This window comes from Methanobrevibacter sp. UBA412 (assembly GCA_002495685.1).
GTDB classification, from domain to species: Archaea; Methanobacteriota; Methanobacteria; order Methanobacteriales; family Methanobacteriaceae; genus Methanobrevibacter_A; species Methanobrevibacter_A acididurans.
On the sequence record DAGJ01000002.1, the window covers coordinates 44,185 to 68,079 of the forward strand.

A 23,895-nucleotide genomic window follows, 5' to 3' on the forward strand; every position below is an offset into this window, starting at 1 on the left:
TTATTTCTTATTTTTTTATTCCTATTTGATAATAATTAAAACCTTCATCCTTTAAATTTTCTTGATTATACTGATTTCTACCATCAAAAATTATTGGATTCTTCATTAACTTCTTCATTTCAATAAAATCAGGATTACGAAACTCTTTCCACTCAGTAATAAGAATCATAGCATCAACATCAATTAAAGCATCATACTTACGCTCAACATACTCCACATTAAGGTTATCTTTTAAATAAAACTCTTTAGCTTCATTTATTGCTTTTGGATCATATGCTTTAACTTTTGCTCCACGTTTTGTTAATTCATTAATAACCGTGATACTTGTCGCTTCACGCATATCATCAGTATCAGGTTTAAAAGCTAAACCCCAAACACCAAAACATAAACCAGATAAATCCTCACCAAAATGTTTACAAACCTTATTTACTAAAACCATTTTCTGATTCTTATTAACCCGTTCTACAGAATTTAAAATATATGCATCATAACCATTCTCTTCACTAGTTTTAATTAAAGCCTGAACATCCTTAGGGAAACAACTTCCACCATAACCACAACCAGGATAAATGAAATTATAACCAATACGATGATCACTACCAATACCACGACGAACATTATTCACATCAGCACCAGTACACTCACAAATATTAGCCATCTCATTCATAAAACTAATCTTAGTCGCCAACATACTATTAGCAGCATACTTAGTCATCTCAGCACTCTTCAAATCCATAGTAATAAAATTATCAGTGTTCAAAACAAAATGATGATACAAATCCTTCATAACCTTAAAACTTCCTGTATCATCAGAACCAATAATAACACGATCAGGACGCATACAATCACTAACAGCAGTACCTTCCTTTAAAAATTCAGGATTAGAAACAATACCAAAACTAAAATCCACACCCCGCTTATCTAATTCCGTTTGAATAATATTTTTAACCTTATCACCAGTACCTACAGGAACAGTAGATTTAACAACAACAGTACAATCCTTATCCATAAACTCCCCAATCTCACGAGCAACCTCAAAAACAAAATCAAGATTAGCACCACCATCACTACTCATAGGAGTACCAACAGCAATAAAATAAATCTCAGAGCGAGAAACAGCATCTCTTAAATTTAAAGTGAAAAAAAGATTACCTTTCTCCTGATTATTAACAACCATATCTTTTAACTGAGGTTCATAAATAGGAATAATACCCTTCTTCAAATTATTAATCTTATCCTCAATCACATCTACACAATAAACATTATTCCCCATCTCAGAAAAACAAGCACCAGTAACAAGTCCAACATAACCAGTACCAATAACAGTAATATTCACAATAGAACCTTCCTAAAACTTTTTATATGTAACAAATATAACTCCTCAATAATTTCATATACTCAATAAACTAATTAAAATTTTTCTAATGTATCATATAATATAGAATTTAAATAATTATCATCAATAATTGACACAACACTTGATTTAGCCTCTTCTTTTTTTACATAACACTCCTTAACTTTTAAGTGATTATGTATTATCCAAATATTAAAAAGTCTTTCAGATAGAAAAGCAAAAACTCTTCTTTGATAATCATTTTCATAAGTATCTAAATTTATATTCAATTTAAAATCATCAAAGATAGAAAACAACCATTCACAATATTTATCCATTAACCCTTTTTTAGCTATAAACATATTATAAGGATAAAGACCATTACTATTAAAAAACTTATTAAAACTAGGTATATAACTAGGATACAACTTTTCAACAGATTTTTTTACTAAACTTATATCCGCTTCAACATGATGTTTACTATATTGTTCATATGTTGAATAAGTAAACTTTAACTTTTTAGCAACTACAATATCATAATCATCTAAAAAATTAAAGATATCTTTCTTAGATAAATAACCCCCCCAAACATGTTTAATAAAACTTCTCCTATAATGACAAAGCCCAATAATTTTAGAACTAGAATTTTTCCAAATCCAATATAAACCAGTTAATTCAGAATAAAAAGGATTTAACTCTGAAATATTATCCCCAGTATCATCTTTAATATAACCAAAATCATCACCTTTATCAATTGCACCACAAAGAATAGGCTTAAAAAAATCACATTTTTTTTCAAATTTTTTATGTGTGCATACATATATACTCATATCTTCCATTTTTCAAAAAACTCCTACAAATTAATCAATTTCACATCTTTAAACAATAATTAAATTCTTTAAAATAAAAATCTTTGTTTTAATTTATGTATTAACTAAAAGCTTATTTATTAAAAATTATATTTTATAAATTAGATTATTTAAAAAACCAAAATTAAAATTCTTTATAAATCTAAATTATCTTTAAGTATTTTTATATTACTAATTAAATTAGAAGTTAAAATTGTTAAATATTCACTAATTCCAAATATTTTAAAACAAATATTTATGATAATATTAAACCAAAATGAAACAGAATAAATTCTACTAAAGATATTATATCCCTTATAATATGGCTTAACTTTTTTTAATAAACTTTTTTGACAATCACTTTCATTTTTTAAATTTGTGAATAAAAACCATTTAGTCCAACCTAATAACATTACATTAACTGTAGAAGAATAATCTTCATTTTCCTTATGTAATAGTTGAAAAATATTTAAAAGTCCCTTAGTATTTTGTATTAAATGTTTTTTATTAAATGTTATTGACATTGATTCTCCTTCGGGTCTTAAACAATAAGCATAACCCCAATAATCAGGCATTAATATAATACCTTCAGCACATAAATTAGTTTTTACAGAAAAATAAATATCATCATTTCGCATATCATTTAAAAAACAGATATTATTATCCCAAATAATACTTTTACGATATATTTTATTCCATAATCCTAAAGAGATAGATAAACTCAATAAATCTGGAAAATTTTTAATATAATCTATTTCAAAAATGTCTCCCACAGTTTCAGAATAATATTCTTTAATTAAATTATCTTCAAAAAGAATTTCTCCTTCACAAGCAACAATATCAACATCTTTCTTTGTAATAACATCAAATAATGTTTGACACATATTAGGATAGTAATAATCATCACTGTCAATAAACATTATATATTCTGCAGAAGCTTTTTTAATACCAATATTCCTTGGAATTCCTGGAGCTCCATTATTTTTTTTTAAAAATATTGGAATTATATTATTATATTTACTTGAAAAATCTTTAATAATTTCTTTAGTATTATCAGTAAAACAATCATCAATTATAATAAGTTCAATATTCTCAAATCCAAAGGTTTGGTTTATAACTGAGTTAATAGAACGACTTATATAATTTTCAACATTATAAGAAGGCATTATAACAGAAATTTTAGAATTCAAAATCATTTCTCCAATTAATTTATCTATTGTAATAATCTTTTATACGTGTTGTATCATTTAAATGAGGAGTTGAAACTTCATGTAAAACCGTGTTTTCAGTTGCAACAATAGTATGAACAGTACCAGGTTTTATACGAATAGTATCATTTTTATTGAAATACTCTTTATAATCTTCAAATTTAATATAACCTGCACCTGAGATAATATACATTGTTTCATCCTTCTTTTTATGATAATGGAAACTAGTCTGATAACCTTCCTTAATGTACAATTCCTTAGTTAAATACTTATCAGTATAAATTAAAACCTTCTCATAACCCCAAGGCTTATCAGTACGAGATTCATACTCCTTTTTAACAGTTTCTAATTCTTTAGAAGTATCTATTGCCATCCAAAATAATCCATCTTCTTTATAATACCCAAGTTTATTTTCTTTAGCAACTACGGGGAATAAAGTTTTTTCTATATCCCCAGTTTTAAACTCGCCAAAATCAAGGCAACCCTTAGTAAAATACATTCCACCATTAATATAAGCATCCAATAAAGGTTTTTCCTTAAATGAAACCAATTTATCCCCATTAATTTCAACAATACCATAAGGAGATCTCATCTGAGTAATAAACATAGTAATAGGGAAAGTAGACTTTTCACCCTCTTCAATCATTTTTCGAATATTCAAATCAGAAACAATATCACCATTACGAATAACACATTGTTTTTCCTCATCTAATGCTTCCATACCCAAACGAATAGCATTAAGAGTACCTAACGGTTCATCCTCAATAACATAACGAATCTTAACACCTAAATATTCATCACCAAAACGTTCCTCAATCTTCTCATGCAAAAATCCACAAAGTAAATAAACTTCATTCACACCAGCATTACGAAAATCAAAAATCTGCTTATCAAGTATAGTATAATCATCCTTAATTTCTACCAAAGGTTTAGGAATCTTCTCAGTAACAGGTCTTAACCTTTTCCCAAAACCTCCACAAAGTATCATTCCAACAGTTTCCATAAAAAAATATCTCCTATTCTTGTTAATAAATTAATATTATATTTTATAAATTATAAACTTTCATAAACTTTCAAGATTTTATTACTTATTTTATTAAGTGAATGTTGTTTATAAAATTCAATATTATCTTTTTTATTGAAATCAAAATTTTGAGACTCCAAAATATTACTTAAATCATTTTTATTGCAAACGATAGTACGATTCTTAACATCAGATGGAATGATACTATCATTTAAAGTAATAACTGGTTTACCACAAGCCATAGCTTCAACTATAGGCATTCCATAACCTTCAATAAGAGTCGGAAAAACAAAAACATCTAAACTGTTATAAAAATCATTCATTTCTTCATCAGGAACAAACCCTAAAAATTTAATTCGCTCATCATTATTAGCTAATTTTTTAAGATAATTTAATTCACTACCTTTACCCCCAATTAAAAGCTGTGAATTTTTGATATTTGCATCTAAAAAAGATTTAATTAATATATCAACTCTTTTACGCTTCATTAAATTAGCAATAGTACCTATAGTAAAAATATTATGTTTCAAATTCTTAGGATAAAATTTACCACTAATTGGTGGACATATAACATTAATAGAACTTTCATTAACCCCATAATTTTCAATCAACTTAATTTTTATATCAGAATTATTTGCAATAATCATTTCACATTTACTTGCCTCTTTAATAGAACTTTCAAAATAATTAGCGAAACAAAAAGAAAAAAAACTTGTTTTCTCCATTAAGGGGATAAAATCTAGAACAGAAACAACTCCTTTACGTTTATCAATATAATTGGATTCTAATGGAGTTAATGCATGAAAAATATCAGAATTTTTAAATTTCTCTTTATTTAATAATCGTTTTAAATCATAAGCTGTAAAAAAAAGATAGGATAACTGATTATATGAAGAAATTAAACTATCTTTCTGAGATAAAGTATTAACATTTAATTGTTTACAATTTTTCAACCCTTCAAAAATTAATTTAGAATGACTACCCGCACCACCATTTTTTGTATTAAAATATCTTGAAATTAAAGTTACATCCATAATTAACACACAATTTTTTCATTAAATCTTTTTATAAAACTGAACAATAAATAACTCAAAACGAATGCTTAAAGCAAAAAATTTCATGAAAACATTTATCATAATATTAAAATATAGGGGTATGTTATTAATTAATCTTGTTTTTACACTATATTTTTTATAATACGGATTCATTTTTTTTAATAATTTAATCTGATCAGATTTAGAAAAATTATTTCTTAAAAAAAATCTTGTCCATAAAACTAAGTATTCTGCAATAGCATTATTGAAACTAAAATTATAGTTATTTGCTTGATAAATACTTTCAAAATCATTTAAAAATATGAAACAATCATTTAAATATTTTTTTTTAGGAGAAAATGTATAATTATCATTTGACTCATTGAACATATAATTATATCCGGAGTAATGAGTTAAGATAATAAATTTATTGGATTTAAGAAATAAATTGCTACAAAAATAACTATCTTCATAAAAAGTACCTTCATAAAAAAATATATTGTTTGATAAAATAAAATCCTTTTTAAATATTTTAGTCCAAATTGTTAAATTAGCATTAGTAAAAATAATTTCTGGAAACTCATTGATTGAAGTTAATTTAATACATTGACAATCATAATTATCTAAAAAAGAATTATTTAACTTGATTCCATTATCAGTGATTAAATTATATCTAGAACTTACAAAATCAACATTATATTTTGTAATTACTTCAAACATTTTTTTACAATAATCTTTAGAGTAAGTATCATCATTATCTGAAAACATAATATAATTTGCAGATGCATTTTGAATTCCAATATTTCTAGGTCTACCTGGAGCTCCAGTATTTTTTTCCAAATAAAAACCTTTAATATTTTCATATTCCTTAACATAACTTTTAATAATATTTTGAGTATTATCTGTAGAACAATCATCAACAAGAATTATTTCTAAATTTTTAAAACCAATATCCTGTTGAATAATAGAATTAATAGTATTTGGTAATTTACTTTCAGCATTATAAGTTGGTATAATAACTGTTATTTTTGGTTTCATAATAATCATTTTAAATTAATTATTTAAATTGGGTAAAAAAGACGTTTAAAAATTTGTATAAAATTACATAAGTACAAATGTGTAATAAACTTTTCTTTAAAAAATAACATTAATTTACAATATTCAAAAAACATTTAAAAAATTAAATAAATTGTTATTTAAAAATAATATTTATTCTACTGTTACACATTTTGCTAAATTTTTTGGTTTATCCGGATCTAAACCTCGTTCAATAGCTATATAATAAGATAATAATTGTAAAGGTATAATATAAACTAATGGAGCTATAATATCATCTACCTCATTATTTATTAAAAATAAATCATTTGCTTTTGATATTAATTTTTCATCCTCAAAAGATCCTACCGCTATTACATCCGCTCCACGAGATTTAACCTCTTCTAAGTTACTCATTGTTTTCCTATGATTTTCACCAGGAGGTAAAACAACTACTACAGGTACTCCTTGATCTATTAAAGCAAGGGGACCATGTTTTAATTCCCCTGCCGCATATCCTTCACCATGAATATAAGTGATTTCTTTTAATTTTAATGCTCCTTCCAAAGCTGTTGGATAAGCATAACCCCTACCTATAAAGAAAAAATCTTGTGCATACTTGTATTTTGATGCCATTTTTTCAATAATTTCACTATCTTTTAAAATATCATCTAAATATTCAGGTACTTTCTGTAATCTTTCAAGTAAATTATCATCATGTGCTAAAAGAGCTGCAAATAAATAAATACTTGTTAATTGACTTACATATGTTTTTGTTGCTGCAACACCAATTTCAGGACCTGCTTGAGTATGTATAACATATTTTGCACGGCGTGTTGCTGAACTTCCAGCAACATTTACTATTGCTAATGTTTTTGAGGTTTCATTTGCAATATTCAATGCTTTAAGAGTATCTGCTGTTTCACCAGATTGAGAAATGAAAATTACTAAAGTTTTATCATTTAAAGTATTCTCAGAATATTTAAATTCAGATGCAAGCAGTACATCTGTTGGTATTCCTGCAAGTGATTCTAATAAATATTTACCCGTTAAACTTGCATGGTAAGATGTTCCACATGCAACAAACACAATACGATTAATATCTGATAAATCATCAGTAATTTTTTTAATATTATCTTTTTCAGTTAATGTGTTTTTTATAGCTGTTCCTTCTTCATTGATTTCTTTAATCATGAAGTAATCATAACCTTCTTTTTCAGCCATTTCAGGAGTCCAATCAATAGTTTCCACAACTTTTTCTATTACTTGATCATGTTCATCTTTAATTGTCACTCCTTCAGTTGCAAGTGTGATTAACTCTCCTTGTTCTGGGAAAATGATATTATTTGCATATTTAAGTATTGCCGGTGAATCTGATGCTACAAAATAAGCATCTTCACCCATACCAACAATTAAAGGACTGTCTTTTCTTGTTGCTACAACTTTATTTGGTTCATTTTTACTTATAGCTGCAATTGCATAAGCACCATGAATAATATTTATTACTTCTCTCATTGCAGATTCAAGATTTAAACCTTTTTTCATATATTTTTCAAGTAAATGTGGAATTACTTCTGTATCAGTATCTGATTTAAACACATGCCCCTCTTTTTCTAAATCTTCTTTAATATCTAAATAGTTTTCTATAATTCCATTATGAACTACTGCTACTGTTTGATTTTCATCAGTATGTGGATGTGAGTTAATTTGATTAGGATCACCATGTGTTGCCCAACGTACATGTGCAATACCACAATCACCTTCCATATCTGCAAGATTTAATTTTTTATCCACATCAATGATTTTTCCTGCATCTTTTTTAATGTAAATTTCATTGTTTTCTGTAGCTATTCCTACTGAATCATATCCCCGATACTCTAATTTACTTATACAATCAAGAAGTATAGGTGCTGCTTTTTTGTTTTTAAGTACACATCCAACAATTCCACACATTTTATCAATTAGTCCCTTAACTTTTTTAATTAATATGTTTTTTATATTTAAAAGAAAATTTTGATTAATTCTAAAATATTTTCCATTATTTTTATAATAGTGATTAAAATAATTAATTATATAAATCTTTAATATATAATTATATCTTAAGTTTTATACTTATTATATATTATATCAAAAAGTTAGTATATAATTCTTATTATTTGAAACCTTTAAAAAGGATTAATAAAGGTTTATTTTTGATAAAAAAAATTATTTAAATAAAAAAAATGTGTTGTTGATTAAATTATGGTAGATTCTAAAAATTTATTATATAAAGGTAAAGCTAAAAGTGTTTATGGAACTCGAAATCCTGATGAAGTTATTATGGAATTTCGTGACGATATGACTGCAGATGATGGAGCACGTCATGAAACTATGGGTAAAAAAGGATATTATAATAGTATTATTACTAGTAAAATTTTTGAAATTTTAGAAGAAAATGAGATTAAAACTCAATTTTTAGAATTGATTAAACCTGGAACTTTAAAAACTTTAAAATTAGATATGATTCCTATTGAAGTTATTGTTCGTAATCGAGCTACTGGTAGTCTTGTTAGAACTTATCCTTTTGAAGATGGAACTATTTTAAATCCTCCTATTGTTCAAATGGATTATAAAGATGATGATTTCCATGACCCTATGTTAAATGAAACTATTGCAGAAGCCTTAAATCTTGCAACAAAAGAGGAATTAGAAACCTTAAAAAGTTTAGCATTAAAAATTAATCAAATATTAAGTAAAATGTTTGAAGCTATTGGTATTATTCTTGTTGATTTTAAAGTTGAATTTGGAAAAGATTCACAAGGGGATATTATTCTTGGTGATGAAATTAGTCCAGATAGTTGTAGATTATGGGATAGTAAAACCCTTGATATGTTAGATAAGGAATTATTCCGTCAAGGTCATGATGATAAAGTTATGAATGCTTATGAAGAAATTTATAGTCGTTTATTAACTGATTATGATAAAAAGAAATGGAATTTATAAATTAAAAAGAAAAATTCGAGTTGGTTATATTATGATATTTGATGTAGAAGTTAAAATAACATTGAAAGATGGTATGTTGAATCCTGAAGCAAGTACTATTGAAAGATCTCTTGCTTTACTTGGTTATACTGTTAATAATACTAAAACTAGTGATATGATTAAGTTTAGTATGGATGAAGAAGACCGTGAAAAAGTTAGAAGTGAAGTTGAAGATATGTGTGAAAGATTACTTTGTAATCCTGTAATTCATAATTATAAAATTACTGTTATTCCGCAAGAAACAAGTTGTGGATGTAGTAATTAATTTTTGAGGATTAATATTATGAGTGTTGGTGTAATAAGATTTCCTGGATCTAATTGTGACCGTGATGTTTATCATGCATTAGAATTAGCTGGTGGAAATCCTGAATATATTTGGTGGAATAAAGAAAATATTAGTGATTTGGATGCTGTTGTGATTCCTGGAGGTTTTTCTTATGGGGATTACTTACGTGCTGGTGCTATAGCTTCTAATACTCCTGTTGCTGAAGGTATTAAAGCACTTGTTAAAGAAGAAAAACCTGTTCTTGGTATTTGTAATGGTGCGCAAATATTAGGTGAATTAAACTTGGTTCCTGGAATCTTTATTACTAATGAAGTTCCTCGTTTTAATTGTGAATGGGTAGATTTAAAAGTTGGAACAAATCGCACACCATTTACAAGTAGCTTTAAAAAAGGACAGACTGTTAAAATTCCAATTGCACATGCAGAAGGTAGATTTTATAGTGAAAATATTGACCAATTACATGACAATGATCAAATAGTCTTACAATTTAAGGATAAAAATCCTAATGGTAGTATTGAAAATATTACTGGTGTTTGTGATGAATCAGGATTAGTATGTGCTATGATGCCTCATCCAGAACGTGCCACAGAAGAAATTTTAGGATCTATTGATGGTTTAGAATTCTTTAAAGGAATGCTTAAAAAAATATAAAAAAAGGTATATAATTATGGTAGTTACTTTAATAGGTGCAGGTCCAGGAGACCCCGACCTCATAACATTAAAAGCAATTAAAGCTTTAAAAAAAGCCGATGTTATAATTTATGATCGTTTAGCTAATGAACAAATATTAGAACATGCACCCAATGGTGTTAAGTTAATTTATGTGGGTAAAAAAGCTGGAGAACATTATAAAAAACAACCGGAAATTAACAAGATTATTGTTGATAATGCTAAAAAGTATGATAATGTTATTCGTTTAAAAGGTGGAGATCCTTTTGTCTTTGGTCGCGGAGGAGAAGAAATATTAGAATTAATTAAGAATCAAATTGATTTTAATGTTATTCCAGGTGTTACTTCTGCTATTGGAGCACCTACTAGTTTAAATTTACCAGTAACACATCGTGCAGTTGCAACAAGTTTTACAGTAGTTACAGGCCATGAAGATCCAACAAAAAAAGACAAACAAGTTCATTGGGATTACACTGCAGATACATTAATTATTTTAATGGGCATAGGTAATATTAAATCCAATACTGAAGAAATAATGAAATACCGTGACCCCAAAACTCCTGCTTGTGTTATTGAAAGTGGAACATTACCTGAAGAGAATGTAATTTTTGGAAATTTAGGAAATATTGCAGAAAAAGAGATTCATACACCTGCAATACTTGTTATTGGTGATGTTATTAATGTTTATAAAAAAATTTATGAATTTAAAAATCAAAAATTAAGTGAATAAAACTTTTTTTATTCTTTTTCTGATTTTATTGCTTTTTTTAGGCGAAAACTTATGTATTGTGTTCCTCCTCTCACTACTCTTTTAAATTCTGTCCAATCAAGATTGGCTAAGAATGTTTTTCCAATATATGCAAATGAGAAATAGTATTTACTCATTAAATTATCTCTCAATTTTTCTATTTCTTTATGATCTGCATAAGGATAGTCTACTAAGCAGTTTAAATATCCATCTTCATTTAACCATTTGCTGTAATCTTCAGTGATTAAGTACCCATTTTCTTTTGCCCATTTGTAAAATCCTGTTCCAGGGAAGGGTACTGCTTGTTGGAAGAAACACATGTCAGGGTATAATTTTTTTGCAAATTCATATGTTTCATTAATAGTATTTAGGTTATCTCCTGTTAAGCCTATCATAAAACATCCAAATACTTTTAAGTCTAGTTTTCTTGCATTGTTTGCAAAGTCTTGTGATTGTTTTAGTGTTATTCCTTTATGTGTTTCATCTAATACTTTTTGGTTTCCTGATTCATATCCACATACAAGCAGTCTGCATCCTGCTTCTTTCATTTTTTTCATTGTTTCATAAGTTAAGTCTACTCTTGTGTTACATGACCATACAGGTTTGATGTTTCTTTTTATGATTTCATCACAAAAGTTTTGTACTCTTTCTTGATTTACAGTGAATGTGTCATCTTCTATGAATATTTCTTTGATTTCTGGCATTTCTTTTAATATGTACTCGAATTCATCTGCTAAATCTTTTATGCTTCGTGTTCGGTAGTTTCGTCCTCCCATTGTTGAGGGGTATGAGCAGAAGTTACAATGGTTTGGGCAGCCTCTTGAGGATACTATTTGTATCATTGGTTTTTGTGCAAATGCATATGCATAATCGTTTACATCCAAAAATTGTTGATATACTTTACTTACATAAGGTAATTTATCAAGGTTTTCTAATTGTGGACGATTTGATGTGTGTTTAATTTCACCATTTTCACGATAAGATACTCCTAAAACTTTGGATATATCTTCAGTTTGTATTATTTCAGGCACAGTATAATCATATTCTTGTCTTACAACATAATCTATTCCTTCACATTCGTTTAATACTTGTTCAGGTAGTATTGTTGCATGTGTTCCTCCAACAATAATTTTCACATTTGGATTTTCTTTTTTGATTTTATTTATTGTTTGATAATCATATTCACATGTAGCAGTGGTAATTTCTGTCATTATATAATCAGGATTATAATTTTGGACTTCCTGTATTGTGTCTTCTTGAGTATATTTTCGTGTTATACAATCAATTAATTTACAGTTTAATCCTTCTTTTTGACAGACCCCTACACAATATGCTAGCCAGTAAGGGTAGTATAATGTTCCTGATTTTGTTTTTTCTGGCCATCTGCTTGCTCTACTTATATCAAATTTATAGGGTAAATTTAAAAATAAAATTTTGCTCATGATAAATAAATTCCTTAATATTATTTAATTAATTTTTTGATTATGAAAAACATTAACTTATTATAATAATATTAATATATCTATTAAAGTATTATAAAGTTTTTTAAGGAAATTATTATATGAGTGAAGTGAAGAATCTTTTTAAAAATTCTAGTTGGATGATGGTATCTCAAGTTATTACTAGTATTTTTGCTTTTGTTTGGACTATATTAATTGCTAGATACCTTGGAGCTAGTGATTTTGGAATATTATCCTTTGCAATATCATTTTCTACAATAATTAATATTTTTTTAGATTTGGGAGTTACTACTTATGCTACTAGAGATATTTCACGTGACACTAATTTAGTTAGTGAGTATTTAGGTAAATTAATTCCTCTTAAAATTATTTTTTCAATCATTGTATTGTTTGTAAGTTTAATAATATTAATTTTAATGGGTAAAAGTTATTTAAGTACAACAGTTACGTTAATTTTTGTTCTAGAAGTTGCTTTTATGTCTATGGGAGTATTTCTTCAAGGTGCATTTCAAGCTTTTGGAAAAATGAAATATCCTGCTATTGGAAACATAATTTATAGTTCAATGTTACTAATTCTTGTTTTAATAACATTTATTTTTAAATTAGGATTAATATTTATTGCATGTTCTTATGCTTTAAGTTTTTTAATACTACTTTGTTATTCTTACAAAAATATATTAAAACATATTACAGTCCCTAAATTTAAAATAGATTATAATTTTAGTAAAAAATCCGTTAAATTAGCTATACCTTTTGCTTTGACTGGATTTTTTTACACTATTTATTTTTCTATAGATACTGTTATGTTATCTTATTTAAGTGGTGATTATGCAACTGGTATTTATAATGCTTCTTACAAGATAATTACTGTTTTAACTACTTTTTTCCCTGTATATCAAGCTGTAGTTTTTCCTTTAATGAGTAAATTGTTTGAAGGATCTAATGATTTGCTTAAATTAAGTTATACGAAGTCTGTGAAATATTTGTTACTTATTATTATGCCTATTACTTTAGGAATTAGTTTGTATGCTACTCCTTTAGTTACTTTGATTTATGGTAGTGATTATATAATGTCTGGTCCTGTTATGCAGGTGCTTGTTTGGACTGTTGGTTTCTTGTTTGTTAATGGTGCTGCTAGTACTTTATTGAATGCTTCTAATAAGGAAGTTTCTGTTACAAAGATTTACTGTGTTGCTGCACTTTTCAATGTTGGCTTAAACCTAATACTAATTCCATCATTTTCTTATCATGGTGCTGCTTTAGCTACTGTTATAAGTGAGATTCTTATTTGTGTTTTAATGGTTTATGTTGTTAGGAATACTCCTTATTGTCCTGATAAAAGTATTTTTAAGGATATTTTTAAGATTATTTTAGCTAGTGTTGTGATGTTTGTTGTTTTAGATTTTACTGGTTTAAATATGTGGTTTGGAATTATTGTTGGAATTATTATTTATAATGTTTGTATTTTAGGTTTTAAGACTTTAGATGATGAGGATAAAGCTTTGGTTCATGACATTATTAAATAAATATTATGAAAAATAGAAAATATTAATAATTAAAAAATTTGTGTGAGGTTTTAGTTTTATGGATAAAAATGATTCAAAGAAAGTTGTTGCTATTACTCGACCGTTGAATCGTGTGAGTGAAGCTGTTAATATTGTTGAGGGTAATGGTGCGATTGCTTTAGTTGTTCCTACTCTTGAGCTTTGTTTATTAAATACTTCTTCTTTAAAAAAGTTAATGATTGATGCAAGTGATTTGGATTGGTTGATTTTTACTTCTGCAACTAGTATTGATAGTATTTTTAATTTTTATCCTGATTTTTTAGATAATTTAAATAGTAAGTGTAAGATTGCAGTTATTGGTCATAAGACTGCTGAGGTTGCTATTGAAAATCAGTTACCTGTTGATATTATTCCTGAGGATTATACTGCTGAGGGTTTACTTGAATGTTTTAGTACTATGGATTTGAATGGTTTGAATGTTGGTATTCCTAGGACTTTTAGTGCTCGTAAGATTTTACCTAATGAATTAAAGAATATGGGTGCTAATGTATTGCTTGCAGAAAGTTATAAAAGTATTATTCCAGAGGATACACATAAAATTGAGGTTTTAATTAGTAAGATTTTAAATGATGAAGTTGATGCTATTACTTTTACTAGTCCTTTAACTGTTAAGAATTTATTTAGTGTTGCATCTGATGTTGAGAAAGTTGAACTTGCTTCTAAGATGAGTAGTAGTGTTTTAACTGTTTGTATTGGCCCTATTACTTATAAGATTCTTGATGATTTTAATGTGGATTGTATTTATCCTGATACTTATACTGTTAAGGATATGATGGAATTATTATTCCAAAAATTATAAAAAAAAGGTTATTTTGTAATGAGTTTTAATTATAAGATTAGTATTGTGATGCCTGTTTTTAATGCTAGTAAAGATTTGAGTTTTGCATTGGATTCTATTATAAAACAAACCATGAATTTAAGTGATATTGAAGTTATTATGGTTGATGATTGTAGTACGGATAATAGTTTAAGTATTATCAATGAATACTGTAGAGTGTATTCTAATTTTAAGGTTATTGAACTTAAAGAGAATATTGGTGCTGCTTATGGTCCCCGTAATGTTGGTTTAAAACATGTTACTGGAGAATATGTAATGTTTTTAGATTCTGATGATAAATTCCATGAAAAGGCATGTGAAACATTATATAATGCTGTTAGTAATAAGGATATTGATATTGCTTTTGCAAGATATCGTAGAATTTATCCAGAAGAAAAACTTATTTTAAAATCATACTCCCCATACACTGACCATATTAATGAGTATGAGGATGATTTAGTTGATGGTGTTAATTTAACTGGGATTATTGGTTTTTTTTGGAGACATTTTTTTAGTCGTTTAATTTATGGTAAATTAAAGAATTTAAATAGTGATAAAATTTTTATTAAAAACATCAAGGATCATCCTGAACTTTTTAAGATTTTACCTAGTATTTGGACTAAAATTTATAGGACTAGTTTTATTAGAAAAAATAATTTAGAGTTTCCCTCATTTATTTCTGGTGAAGATTTGAATTTTGTTGTTAAAAGTTTCTTTTTAACTGATAGTATTGTTTTTTTAAATGAAACAATTATTCATGATTATTACATGAGAAACACGGATAATGATAAGTCTATTACTAAGAATATTAATTATTCTCTTGTTTATGATTCTCTTGATAGTTATTATCATTGTAATGAGATTTGTAGAGATTTTAAATTTAAAGAAAGTAATGTTATTCTTAATCCTTTCTTACTTAATTGGATAAGTTTGTATAAACAATCAGATTTAAGTAAAAGTGAAAAAGGGGAATTGTATAAAATCGTTAATAGTATGAGTGGAATTTATAAGAATGGTTTTATTTCTCGTTGTTTAATCTTTTTTATTAAAGTTTTATTAAAAACTTAAATATTTTAGTTTAAATAAAGTATAATTAATATTTATTATAAGGTGGATTGATTTTTTTATGTCAACAATGATTTGGCCAATTTATATAGATCGTAATAAAAGTCGTGGTGAAGGTCGTAAGGTTTCACTGGATAATGGTGTAGCTGGTCCTAAGCTTAAAGAGGTTTATCAGGCGGCTAAGAATTTGAAGTTTAATCCTGAGATGGAAGCAGATGCTTCTTATCCTGGTGAGTGGTATAATAATAGTGGTAGGGTTTTTGTTGAAACTCCTATTCCTAAGAAGAATATTCTTATTGCTATTAGTGAAGAGATTAAGGTTTTACGTAATCATAAACAAAACAAAAAAAGATAAAATTTATTATTTTTGAAAGATTTTTATGGATAATATGAGTTTACCTGCAGGGATGCAGGAGAAGTATGAGAAAGCTAAAAGGTTAATTCTTGAATCTGATAGTATTCAGGTTTATAGTCATATTGATTGTGATGGTATGTGTGCTGGTGCTATTATCAGTACCGTGCTTGATAGGTTAGGTAAGAAACATGACTTGGATTTTGTTAACTTAGATAAATTAGAGGATTTAAGTATTAATCATGATTTAACTATTTTTAGTGATCTTGGTAGTGGTCAACCAGTTGATAAAAATGCAAAAGATGATTCTAAGATTCTTATTTTAGATCATCACCCCCCACTTAGGGATATAGATTATAATGATGGTGTGGATTATACTTATTTAGAAGTTAATCCTATGTTTTATGGTATTGATGGTTCTGATAATGTTTCAGGTGGAGGTTTATCTTATTTTCTAGCTAGAACCTTTGGTTATAAGGATTTGAGTTGGATTGGGGTTTTAAGTGCTGTTGGTGATATGCAGAATAGTAAAACTGGTAAGCTTGTAGGGTTAAATAGGATTATACTTAAGGATAGTGTTGATTCAGGTTATGTGAAGTGTAATAGTGATTTGTGTTTGTATGGTCGTGAAACTCGTCCTTTATTTGTAGCTATGGCTTATTTTAGTGATGTGAATTTACCTATTACTAATAATCGTAATGAAGCTATTGCTGTTTTAGATGAATTAGGTATTCCTCATAAAACTGATGATGGCAGACAACGTACTCTATGTGATTTAAGTAATATGGAGAAGGGTGAGTTGTTTAGTGAGTTGGTTCGTATGATGAGTAAGGTGGTTCCTGAGCGTTATGTGAAGTATATTCCTAAACTTGTTTCTGCTGATAGTTATGATTTCTTGTATGAGGATAATCATACTTTCCTTCGGGATGCTAGTGAGTTTTCTACTGCTATGAATGCTTGTGGTCGTAATCAGGAGTATGGTGTTGCATGTGAAATCTTGAAAGGTAATCGTAGTGATGCACTTGATGCACTTGAAGTTGTATCAAAAACTCATAAAATGAACTTACGTCAAAGTATTGAAAAAGTCACCAAAGAAAATAAGATAGTTGAAATGGAAAACCTACAATACTTTAACGGTTCGGGTATTAAAAGTGAGATAGTAGGTACAGTTGCTGGGATGATTTTAAGTTATGGTAACTGGAGAAAACCAATGATAGGATTTACACAAATTAGCAAGGATAATCAAGATTGGAAAGTAAGTCTTAGATGTTCTAGGTTACTTGCTTATGATGGAATACACTTTGGAAACATTATTCGTGAAGTGTCTCAAAGTCTTGGTGGAAATGGTGGAGGACACAGTGTAGCTTGTGGAGCATACATCCCATATGATAAGAAAGATGAATTCTTAAATTTATTTAATCAAAAACTTGAAGGAAAATTAGATGTATAAAAAAAATAATATTTTATTTCATTACGGAGGTTAATGTTTTATGAAGATTTTTAAAAAAAGAGGAGAAATGACTCATTTTCAAATTTTAAGTGAAATAAGTAAAAATGAACCTAACCTTAAACAAAAAGATTTAGCAGAACGCTTAGGAATAACTATTCAAGCAGTATCAGAAAATCTTAAAACATTAATCGAAGAAGGTTATGTATCCTCAGAGGATGGTCGTTCCCCATATACTATAACACAAAAAGGTATATCTAAAGTTAAAAAAGATGCAATAGCCCTACGTAAATATAGTGATGAAACATTAGAAATAATGAATTATTATAAGTCCATATGGCCTGCAATAGCAACAGAACCTATAAAAAAAGGAGATAAAGTAGGATTATATATGGATAATGGTTTATTATATGCAAATCATGAAAAACATGATGCTCAAGCTGAAGCAATAAGTGATGCAGAATCAGGTTTTGATGTAGCGTTAAACCAGTTAACTGGTCTTATAAATGTAGAATTAGGTCAAGTTTTAATTATTGCACTTCCCACTATTAAACAAGGCGGATCCAAGAAGGCTAATTTTAAATTAATTGATGAAATTTATAATGAGACTTATACTGAGTGGGGTCTTAAAAGTTTAGATAAAATTGCTGTAGTTGGAACTATCAGCCATGTAGTAGCTAAACAATTAGGTATTCCTGTTGATATTGAATTTGCAGCTTCTCAATCTTGTGTAAGTTGCAGTAGAAAAGGTTTAAACACTCTACTTTTAACTGTTGGTAATATGAGTAAAAATATTGTTAAAACATTAGAAGATAATGATGTTAAATACAATATTGTTGATGCTAAATTATAAAAAAAGAGTATGTTATAAAAAGGTTTAAAAAAAAAAAAATTTTAATTATAAACCTTTAAAATTATTTTTATTTTCTAAATATTTATAAGCAAAAGAAAATTATTTTTTATTCTTTTGCGAATTTAAGTAATGCTGCTGCAATGTCTATTGAATTATAGTCTTCTTCGATTAATTCTTCAATAGTGTGAATATATTTATCTAAGTTTTCTTCTTCTATTGTTTCTTTGATTTGATCTATTAAAAGATTGGTTTTCATTATTTCCATATCTTTATAGGATGGAGCTTTTTGTTGTTTTATCTTGGTTTTAGTGTATCTTTGAATATCTCTTAATTTATAAATTTCTTTTCCAGCAACAAATGTAAATGCATATCCTGCTTTTCCTGCTCTTCCTGTTCTTCCTATACGGTGTACGTAGTATTCATTATCGTTTGGTACATCATAGTTGAATACTGCTTCTACGTTAGGTACATCTATTCCTCTTGCTGCTACATCTGTTGCTACAAGTATTTCGATTTTACCATTACGGAATTGACCCATTACTCTGTCACGATGGGATTGTTTCATGTCCCCGTGTATTCCTTCAACACTGTATCCTCTACTTTTTAAGTCTCTGACTAATCTGTCTACTCTTTTTTTAGTGTTACAGAATATTAAGGATAAGTCAAGGTCATATACATCTAATAATCTTGATAATGTTTCGAGTTTGTTTTTTTCTCTTACTTCAAAGTAGAATTGATCTATTTCTGGTACGGTTAATTCGTGTTGTGCTACTTTTAAGTGTTCTGGGTTTCGTTGGTATTTTTTAGTTAATTTTTTTATTGCCTTTGGGAAGGTTGCACTGAAAAGAAGTGTTTGTCTTTTTTTAGGAGTGTATCGAAGGATTGTTTCTATATCTTCACGGAACCCCATATCTAACATTTCATCTGCTTCATCTAATACTACAGTTTCTATTCCTGAGAGATCTAATGTTTTTCTTCTTATATGATCCATTATTCTTCCAGGTGTACCTATAATTATATGCACTCCTTTTTTAAGTACTCTTATTTGTCTTCCTATTGGTTGTCCACCATATACTGGTAATATGTGTAATTTTTCCATACATTGAGATAATTTTCCAAGTTCTGTTGCTACTTGTATGCTTAATTCCCTAGTAGGGCAAATTATTATTGCTTGTGGTGATTTATCTGGTATGTAAATTTTTTCAAGTACTGGTATTCCAAATGCTACAGTTTTACCTGTACCTGTTTGGGATTGTCCCACTACATCTCTACCATTTAATGCTTCTGGTATTGCTAAAGATTGTATTGGACTTGGTTCTTCAAATCCCATCTTTTTTACCGCTCTTTTCAAATTGTCATTCATTTCGAAATCGTTAAAATCTTTTATTGTCATAAAAATCTGTTTTCCTTATATTATTTAAGTTTGTTCTTTAAAAAAATTATGTTTTAAATTAAAAAATAGTTTAAATTATTATCTTGTAAAAATAAGTTTTTTAATAATAAAATTTTTATAAATAATAAAAAATAAGTTTTAATAAAATTCTCATCATTTTTTATATAATAATATTATATTGTTTTATATTATATTTAAATTAGTTGGAAAAATTTAGAATTAATAATGAAAAAATATTAAATATTTTTATTTATTGCTCTAATAATTCCAACCTGATTAATTGAAAATATTTCTCCAGGACATGGAAAAATTTCATCAATAATAAAACCTTGTTTTTCTAAATTTTCTAACAAAACATGATAATCAATACCTGTAATGAATTGATGATATTCAATAATAATTTCTTTAAACATAGATAAATTAGAATTTGGAATAATGTCATATTCTGATCCTTCACAATCCATTTGAAGCAAATCAACATTAGGACATAAATTGGATAAAATATCTTTTAGAGTAATTGTATTCACTTTATAAACTTTCCCTTTTTTTGAATAAGTTGAAGAACCGGCACTAGTTCCTTCACCACCATAAGCTATATCTATTTCACCTTTTTTATTAGAAATTGCATAGTTATAAAAATGTATTTTATCTTTTAAATCAGGATTTAAATCTATATTTTTTAATGCAATATCATAAATAGGGGGGACTGGTTCAAATGAGTATACTTCGGCTCCTTGTTTTGCAAATTGTAAAGCAGTATCCCCTATATTTCCACCTATATCTACAATGATTTTATCTTTTAAATCAGAAGAAAATGGGGAGTTACCTTCACCCAAAAAAGATTCTTTTAAAATAGATATTTCTTTATTATTCAAATAATTTATTCCATTTAAATTAATAGAATTTTCATTTTTAAATAAAGCATTGAAAAATTTTATTAAATTTTATTAAATTTTCTTTATTTTCATTTAATTTTTCTGATTTTTGAAGATCTAAAAAAAGTCCGATTGAAGTTATTTTATTTTCATTATCCATTAATTGAAAATTTCCTAATTTTTTAGATTTAAGCAATATTTCATTTTTAAATCCCAAACGAAATAATAATAAATCAATTGGATTTTTAACAAACTCAAAATCCAATTTTAACCATTTAAATAAATCTGACATACAAACCACCACTTACAAAAAAATATTATATTAAATATATGTTTTAAAATTATTTATAGTTTTTTAAAAATTCTTTAAATTATTGTTGGAAGTATGTATACTATTATTATTGTTCCTTTTTCTGTTTTGATTTCTCTTATATTAGTTGTTACTTCTAATTGGTCTTCTTGTAATAATTTGTTTGTTTCTTTTTCCACTAATTTTAAGTGTTGGGGGTTGTAGTTTTGTGTTAGTTTGATGTGTCCGTTTTTTTCTATTCCGTATATTATTGCATATTTTAGTAGTTTGTCTTTTTTTATGGATTTTTTAACATGTTTTTTTATGGTTTTTGCAAATTCTTGTGGTTTTGTGTTTATTGCATCTTGGGATTCATATTTAACATACTTGTTTTTTTCTAATTTTTTATTTTCAAATTCTTTTTCTAAATTTGTTTTAGTAATTTGTGTTTGTAAACTTGTAAATAGTGTTTCTAGGTTATGATTTTTTAAGTTTTCATTTAAGTATGTTAAGTAGTAATCTTTTAGGATTGTTTGGTTTTCTGGATTGATTTTTTGTATTAATTTTATTAAGTATTTGGTTGTGTCCTTAAATTCTGGATCTATTTTTATTTGATTGTAAATTTTTAGGTTTCCAATTTCAAGGGGTGTTGAGGATTTAGCTTCTCCTACATGGATTAAGTTTAAATTTTTTTCAGTAAATATGGATTCATAAATTTGTTTTAAGAATGCAGGATTTGGTTTGATTCCTGGATATTTGCTTGTTGTAAATGTTAGAGTGTATTTGTTATGATTTTTTGTGTGTATACGGTTTTCTTTACTAATTTTGTTTTTGTAAATATATTTTTCATCCTCAATATAGGTTTTACTGGTTTTATTATGGGTGTAATTGTCTAGTGTTGGTGTTATAGGTATTAAAGTGTTGTAAAATTCTGTGTGTTTGTTTAGTTCTTGTGTTTCATCAATGTAGTATTGGTAGAATTCATTGAATGTTAAGTTTTTACCGTAGAGGTTGATTTTGTTTATTATCCCTGTTTGTGTTCCTATTTGGATGGTTGCATCGGATTTTATGTTTTCTTCTAGGATCATGTTTTTGATTTCATTATTTTCAAGGGGTAAGTGTAGTGGGTATTGGAAGTTTTCAAGTTTTATTTGAAGTATTATGTCACTTATGTTGGACCATTTGAGGTTTTCTAAGTGTATTCCCCAGAATTTGGCATGTCCTTTACTCCATTTTCTGTTTTTTTCATATGAGGAGAATAGTATTCGGTTGTTTATGGTTTTTATTATTCCTGCACGAAAGATGGAATCATAATCTAGGAGGTTTTCTGTTTGTTTAGTATGGTATAGGATTATTAAGTCTTTATATAGGATTAAGCATACGTTGTATTTGGATTGTTTGCTGCTGGAGTTTAAGGATTCACGGAATGTGTTTAGTAAGTCGTTTACATCACGAGGGTATGGTTGTGGGTATGTGTTTTTTAGGTTACTTATCCATGTTTTTATTGAGGTATTGTTTGGTGTGATGTTTATAAATGGTATGTTTTCTCCAAGTGTGTGTTCTGATAATTTTTTTAGGAAATCTTTCAATTCACTATCAAGTTTTAAAACTGTTTTTTTAGGGTTGTCTTCTTGTGTTTCCTCATATTTTGCAGGTTTACTGTATAATAAGACTTGTTCTACGTTGTTGTTTTCTTTTTCTATTAGTGTATTCATTATACTTTTTCTCCCTTTGATGAGTATTGACATTGTGTGTTGAATCTGCAGCTTTTGCATTTGTTTGGATTTTTTGTGTGCATGAATGGTTTTTCACCTTTTAGTAGGCTGTGCATTCTTTTTATGGTTTGTTCTATATTGTATTGGTTGGTTTCATCGAAGTTTTCTTTGTAGAATATGTTTGGTGTTCCTCTTTGTCTTAGTGCTCCTATGATGGGTCTTGAATCTTTTGTTGTGTCTTTGAATGCTAGGCAGTATGCTCGTATTTGATCTATTTGTGATTTGTATGCACGTTTTCCTGGTTTATCATCGATTATGACTATGTTTTCTGGTGTCATCCATATTTCATCTATGAATCCTCTTATTCCATATTTTTTACTTATTATGAACATTTCACGGGTGATGGTTTTTTCTTCATGACTTATTTCTATTGTTTCTTCTAGTGTTGCTGGTGTTGCGTGTGCTTTGAAGTTGTCTTCTAATTTTTGATGTTCTTGTGTTCCTTTTTTCATGGATTTTGTGTCTGGAGCTGTGACTCCTTTTAGGTGTTCTAGGTATAATTGGTATTCGCAGTATCCTAGTTTGTTTAACCAGCTTATTGAGAAGTTGTTTATTCCATCGTATACTTTTAAACCTTTGACTTTGGGATGTTTTGTAAGGTTTATGTTTGAATTGTAATTGTTTATTGATTTGTTTTTCATGAAAATTTTTGTCCTATAATGTCTTAACAATTATGGTTTTAGATAATTATATTTATTAAAAAGTTACATATAATTTTTTATAAAGAACCCTAATATTTTTTTTGGAAAAAAATTTATAAATTGAAAATATTGTAAGTTTATAAAAATCTTTTTTTTA

General features: G+C 27.3%; 23 protein-coding genes. 10 read left to right on the forward strand and 13 right to left on the reverse strand.

Annotation, left to right across the window (positions count from 1 at the left end):
- Nucleotides 1–7 precede the first annotated feature (7 nt).
- The 7 genes from BP997_RS00255 to glmS all read right to left on the reverse strand — a co-directional run bounded on the left by BP997_RS00255 (nucleotide 8) and on the right by glmS (nucleotide 8,435).
- Complete coding sequence (locus BP997_RS00255) at nucleotides 8–1,336, reverse strand: UDP-glucose dehydrogenase family protein (RefSeq protein ID WP_413828596.1); 1,329 nt, start codon at nucleotides 1,334–1,336, stop codon at nucleotides 8–10.
- Between the two features lie 74 nt (nucleotides 1,337–1,410).
- Nucleotides 1,411–2,172 (reverse strand): DUF4422 domain-containing protein, encoded by a 762-nt coding sequence (locus BP997_RS00260; protein WP_413828597.1) that lies wholly within the window; start codon nucleotides 2,170–2,172, stop codon nucleotides 1,411–1,413.
- A gap of 164 nt (nucleotides 2,173–2,336) precedes the next feature.
- Nucleotides 2,337–3,371, reverse strand: a complete 1,035-nt coding sequence (locus tag BP997_RS00265) for a glycosyltransferase family 2 protein (RefSeq protein WP_413828598.1) — start codon at nucleotides 3,369–3,371, stop codon at nucleotides 2,337–2,339.
- 19 nt (nucleotides 3,372–3,390) lie between these two features.
- Nucleotides 3,391–4,392 (reverse strand): sugar phosphate nucleotidyltransferase, encoded by a 1,002-nt coding sequence (locus BP997_RS00270; protein ID WP_413828599.1) that lies wholly within the window; start codon nucleotides 4,390–4,392, stop codon nucleotides 3,391–3,393.
- A gap of 50 nt (nucleotides 4,393–4,442) precedes the next feature.
- Nucleotides 4,443–5,447, reverse strand: coding sequence for a glycosyltransferase family 4 protein (locus tag BP997_RS00275; RefSeq protein WP_413828600.1), 1,005 nt, complete (start codon nucleotides 5,445–5,447; stop codon nucleotides 4,443–4,445).
- Nucleotides 5,448–5,468: 21 nt separating this feature from the next.
- The gene (locus tag BP997_RS00280) at nucleotides 5,469–6,485 is read right to left on the reverse strand and encodes a glycosyltransferase family 2 protein (protein ID WP_413828601.1); all 1,017 of its coding nucleotides are present in this window, start codon (nucleotides 6,483–6,485) and stop codon (nucleotides 5,469–5,471) included.
- Between the two features lie 171 nt (nucleotides 6,486–6,656).
- Entirely contained in the window at nucleotides 6,657–8,435 is a 1,779-nt protein-coding gene (gene glmS / locus BP997_RS00285; RefSeq protein ID WP_413828602.1) for a glutamine--fructose-6-phosphate transaminase (isomerizing), read from the reverse strand.
- A gap of 288 nt (nucleotides 8,436–8,723) precedes the next feature.
- Here glmS and purC point away from each other — a divergent pair, with 288 nt between their 5' ends.
- From purC to cobA, 4 genes are read left to right on the forward strand one after another with little or no spacing between them, the layout of a single operon-like run.
- On the forward strand, nucleotides 8,724–9,464 hold the full coding sequence (gene purC, locus BP997_RS00290) for a phosphoribosylaminoimidazolesuccinocarboxamide synthase (RefSeq protein WP_413828603.1): 741 nt from the start codon (nucleotides 8,724–8,726) through the stop codon (nucleotides 9,462–9,464).
- A 31-nt stretch (nucleotides 9,465–9,495) separates the two neighbouring features.
- A complete protein-coding gene (gene purS, locus BP997_RS00295; RefSeq protein WP_413828604.1) occupies nucleotides 9,496–9,768 on the forward strand; it encodes a phosphoribosylformylglycinamidine synthase subunit PurS in 273 nt (90 codons plus the stop codon).
- Between the two features lie 18 nt (nucleotides 9,769–9,786).
- On the forward strand, nucleotides 9,787–10,440 hold the full coding sequence (purQ, locus tag BP997_RS00300) for a phosphoribosylformylglycinamidine synthase subunit PurQ (RefSeq protein WP_413828605.1): 654 nt from the start codon (nucleotides 9,787–9,789) through the stop codon (nucleotides 10,438–10,440).
- Between the two features lie 16 nt (nucleotides 10,441–10,456).
- A complete protein-coding gene (gene cobA / locus BP997_RS00305; protein ID WP_413828606.1) occupies nucleotides 10,457–11,188 on the forward strand; it encodes a uroporphyrinogen-III C-methyltransferase in 732 nt (243 codons plus the stop codon).
- A gap of 8 nt (nucleotides 11,189–11,196) precedes the next feature.
- Here the strand turns inward: cobA and BP997_RS00310 are convergent, their stop codons facing one another.
- Complete coding sequence (locus BP997_RS00310; protein ID WP_413828607.1) at nucleotides 11,197–12,648, reverse strand: B12-binding domain-containing radical SAM protein; 1,452 nt, start codon at nucleotides 12,646–12,648, stop codon at nucleotides 11,197–11,199.
- Between the two features lie 119 nt (nucleotides 12,649–12,767).
- Here BP997_RS00310 and BP997_RS00315 point away from each other — a divergent pair, with 119 nt between their 5' ends.
- From BP997_RS00315 to BP997_RS00340, 6 genes are read left to right on the forward strand one after another with little or no spacing between them, the layout of a single operon-like run.
- The gene (locus tag BP997_RS00315) at nucleotides 12,768–14,192 is read left to right on the forward strand and encodes a flippase (RefSeq protein ID WP_413828608.1); all 1,425 of its coding nucleotides are present in this window, start codon (nucleotides 12,768–12,770) and stop codon (nucleotides 14,190–14,192) included.
- Between the two features lie 58 nt (nucleotides 14,193–14,250).
- Nucleotides 14,251–15,030, forward strand: a complete 780-nt coding sequence (locus tag BP997_RS00320; RefSeq protein WP_413828609.1) for a uroporphyrinogen-III synthase — start codon at nucleotides 14,251–14,253, stop codon at nucleotides 15,028–15,030.
- 18 nt (nucleotides 15,031–15,048) lie between these two features.
- The gene (locus BP997_RS00325; RefSeq protein WP_413828610.1) at nucleotides 15,049–16,116 is read left to right on the forward strand and encodes a glycosyltransferase family 2 protein; all 1,068 of its coding nucleotides are present in this window, start codon (nucleotides 15,049–15,051) and stop codon (nucleotides 16,114–16,116) included.
- Between the two features lie 58 nt (nucleotides 16,117–16,174).
- Complete coding sequence (locus BP997_RS00330; RefSeq protein ID WP_413828611.1) at nucleotides 16,175–16,468, forward strand: signal recognition particle subunit SRP19/SEC65 family protein; 294 nt, start codon at nucleotides 16,175–16,177, stop codon at nucleotides 16,466–16,468.
- A gap of 25 nt (nucleotides 16,469–16,493) precedes the next feature.
- The gene (gene recJ, locus BP997_RS00335) at nucleotides 16,494–17,915 is read left to right on the forward strand and encodes a single-stranded-DNA-specific exonuclease RecJ (RefSeq protein ID WP_413828612.1); all 1,422 of its coding nucleotides are present in this window, start codon (nucleotides 16,494–16,496) and stop codon (nucleotides 17,913–17,915) included.
- 40 nt (nucleotides 17,916–17,955) lie between these two features.
- A complete protein-coding gene (locus BP997_RS00340; protein ID WP_413826133.1) occupies nucleotides 17,956–18,765 on the forward strand; it encodes a winged helix-turn-helix transcriptional regulator in 810 nt (269 codons plus the stop codon).
- 106 nt (nucleotides 18,766–18,871) lie between these two features.
- Here BP997_RS00340 and BP997_RS00345 read toward each other — a convergent pair whose 3' ends face one another.
- From BP997_RS00345 to cas4, 5 genes are all read right to left on the reverse strand, one after another.
- A complete protein-coding gene (locus tag BP997_RS00345) occupies nucleotides 18,872–20,158 on the reverse strand; it encodes a DEAD/DEAH box helicase (protein WP_413828613.1) in 1,287 nt (428 codons plus the stop codon).
- A 236-nt stretch (nucleotides 20,159–20,394) separates the two neighbouring features.
- Nucleotides 20,395–21,033 (reverse strand): FkbM family methyltransferase, encoded by a 639-nt coding sequence (locus BP997_RS00350; protein ID WP_413828614.1) that lies wholly within the window; start codon nucleotides 21,031–21,033, stop codon nucleotides 20,395–20,397.
- A 37-nt stretch (nucleotides 21,034–21,070) separates the two neighbouring features.
- Nucleotides 21,071–21,325, reverse strand: a complete 255-nt coding sequence (locus tag BP997_RS00355; RefSeq protein ID WP_413828615.1) for a hypothetical protein — start codon at nucleotides 21,323–21,325, stop codon at nucleotides 21,071–21,073.
- Nucleotides 21,326–21,399: 74 nt separating this feature from the next.
- Complete coding sequence (locus BP997_RS00360) at nucleotides 21,400–23,037, reverse strand: hypothetical protein (RefSeq protein WP_413828616.1); 1,638 nt, start codon at nucleotides 23,035–23,037, stop codon at nucleotides 21,400–21,402.
- Nucleotides 23,037–23,738, reverse strand: a complete 702-nt coding sequence (gene cas4 / locus BP997_RS00365; protein WP_413828617.1) for a CRISPR-associated protein Cas4 — start codon at nucleotides 23,736–23,738, stop codon at nucleotides 23,037–23,039. The genes BP997_RS00360 and cas4 overlap by 1 nt, the downstream gene beginning before the upstream one ends.
- Nucleotides 23,739–23,895 lie beyond the last annotated feature (157 nt).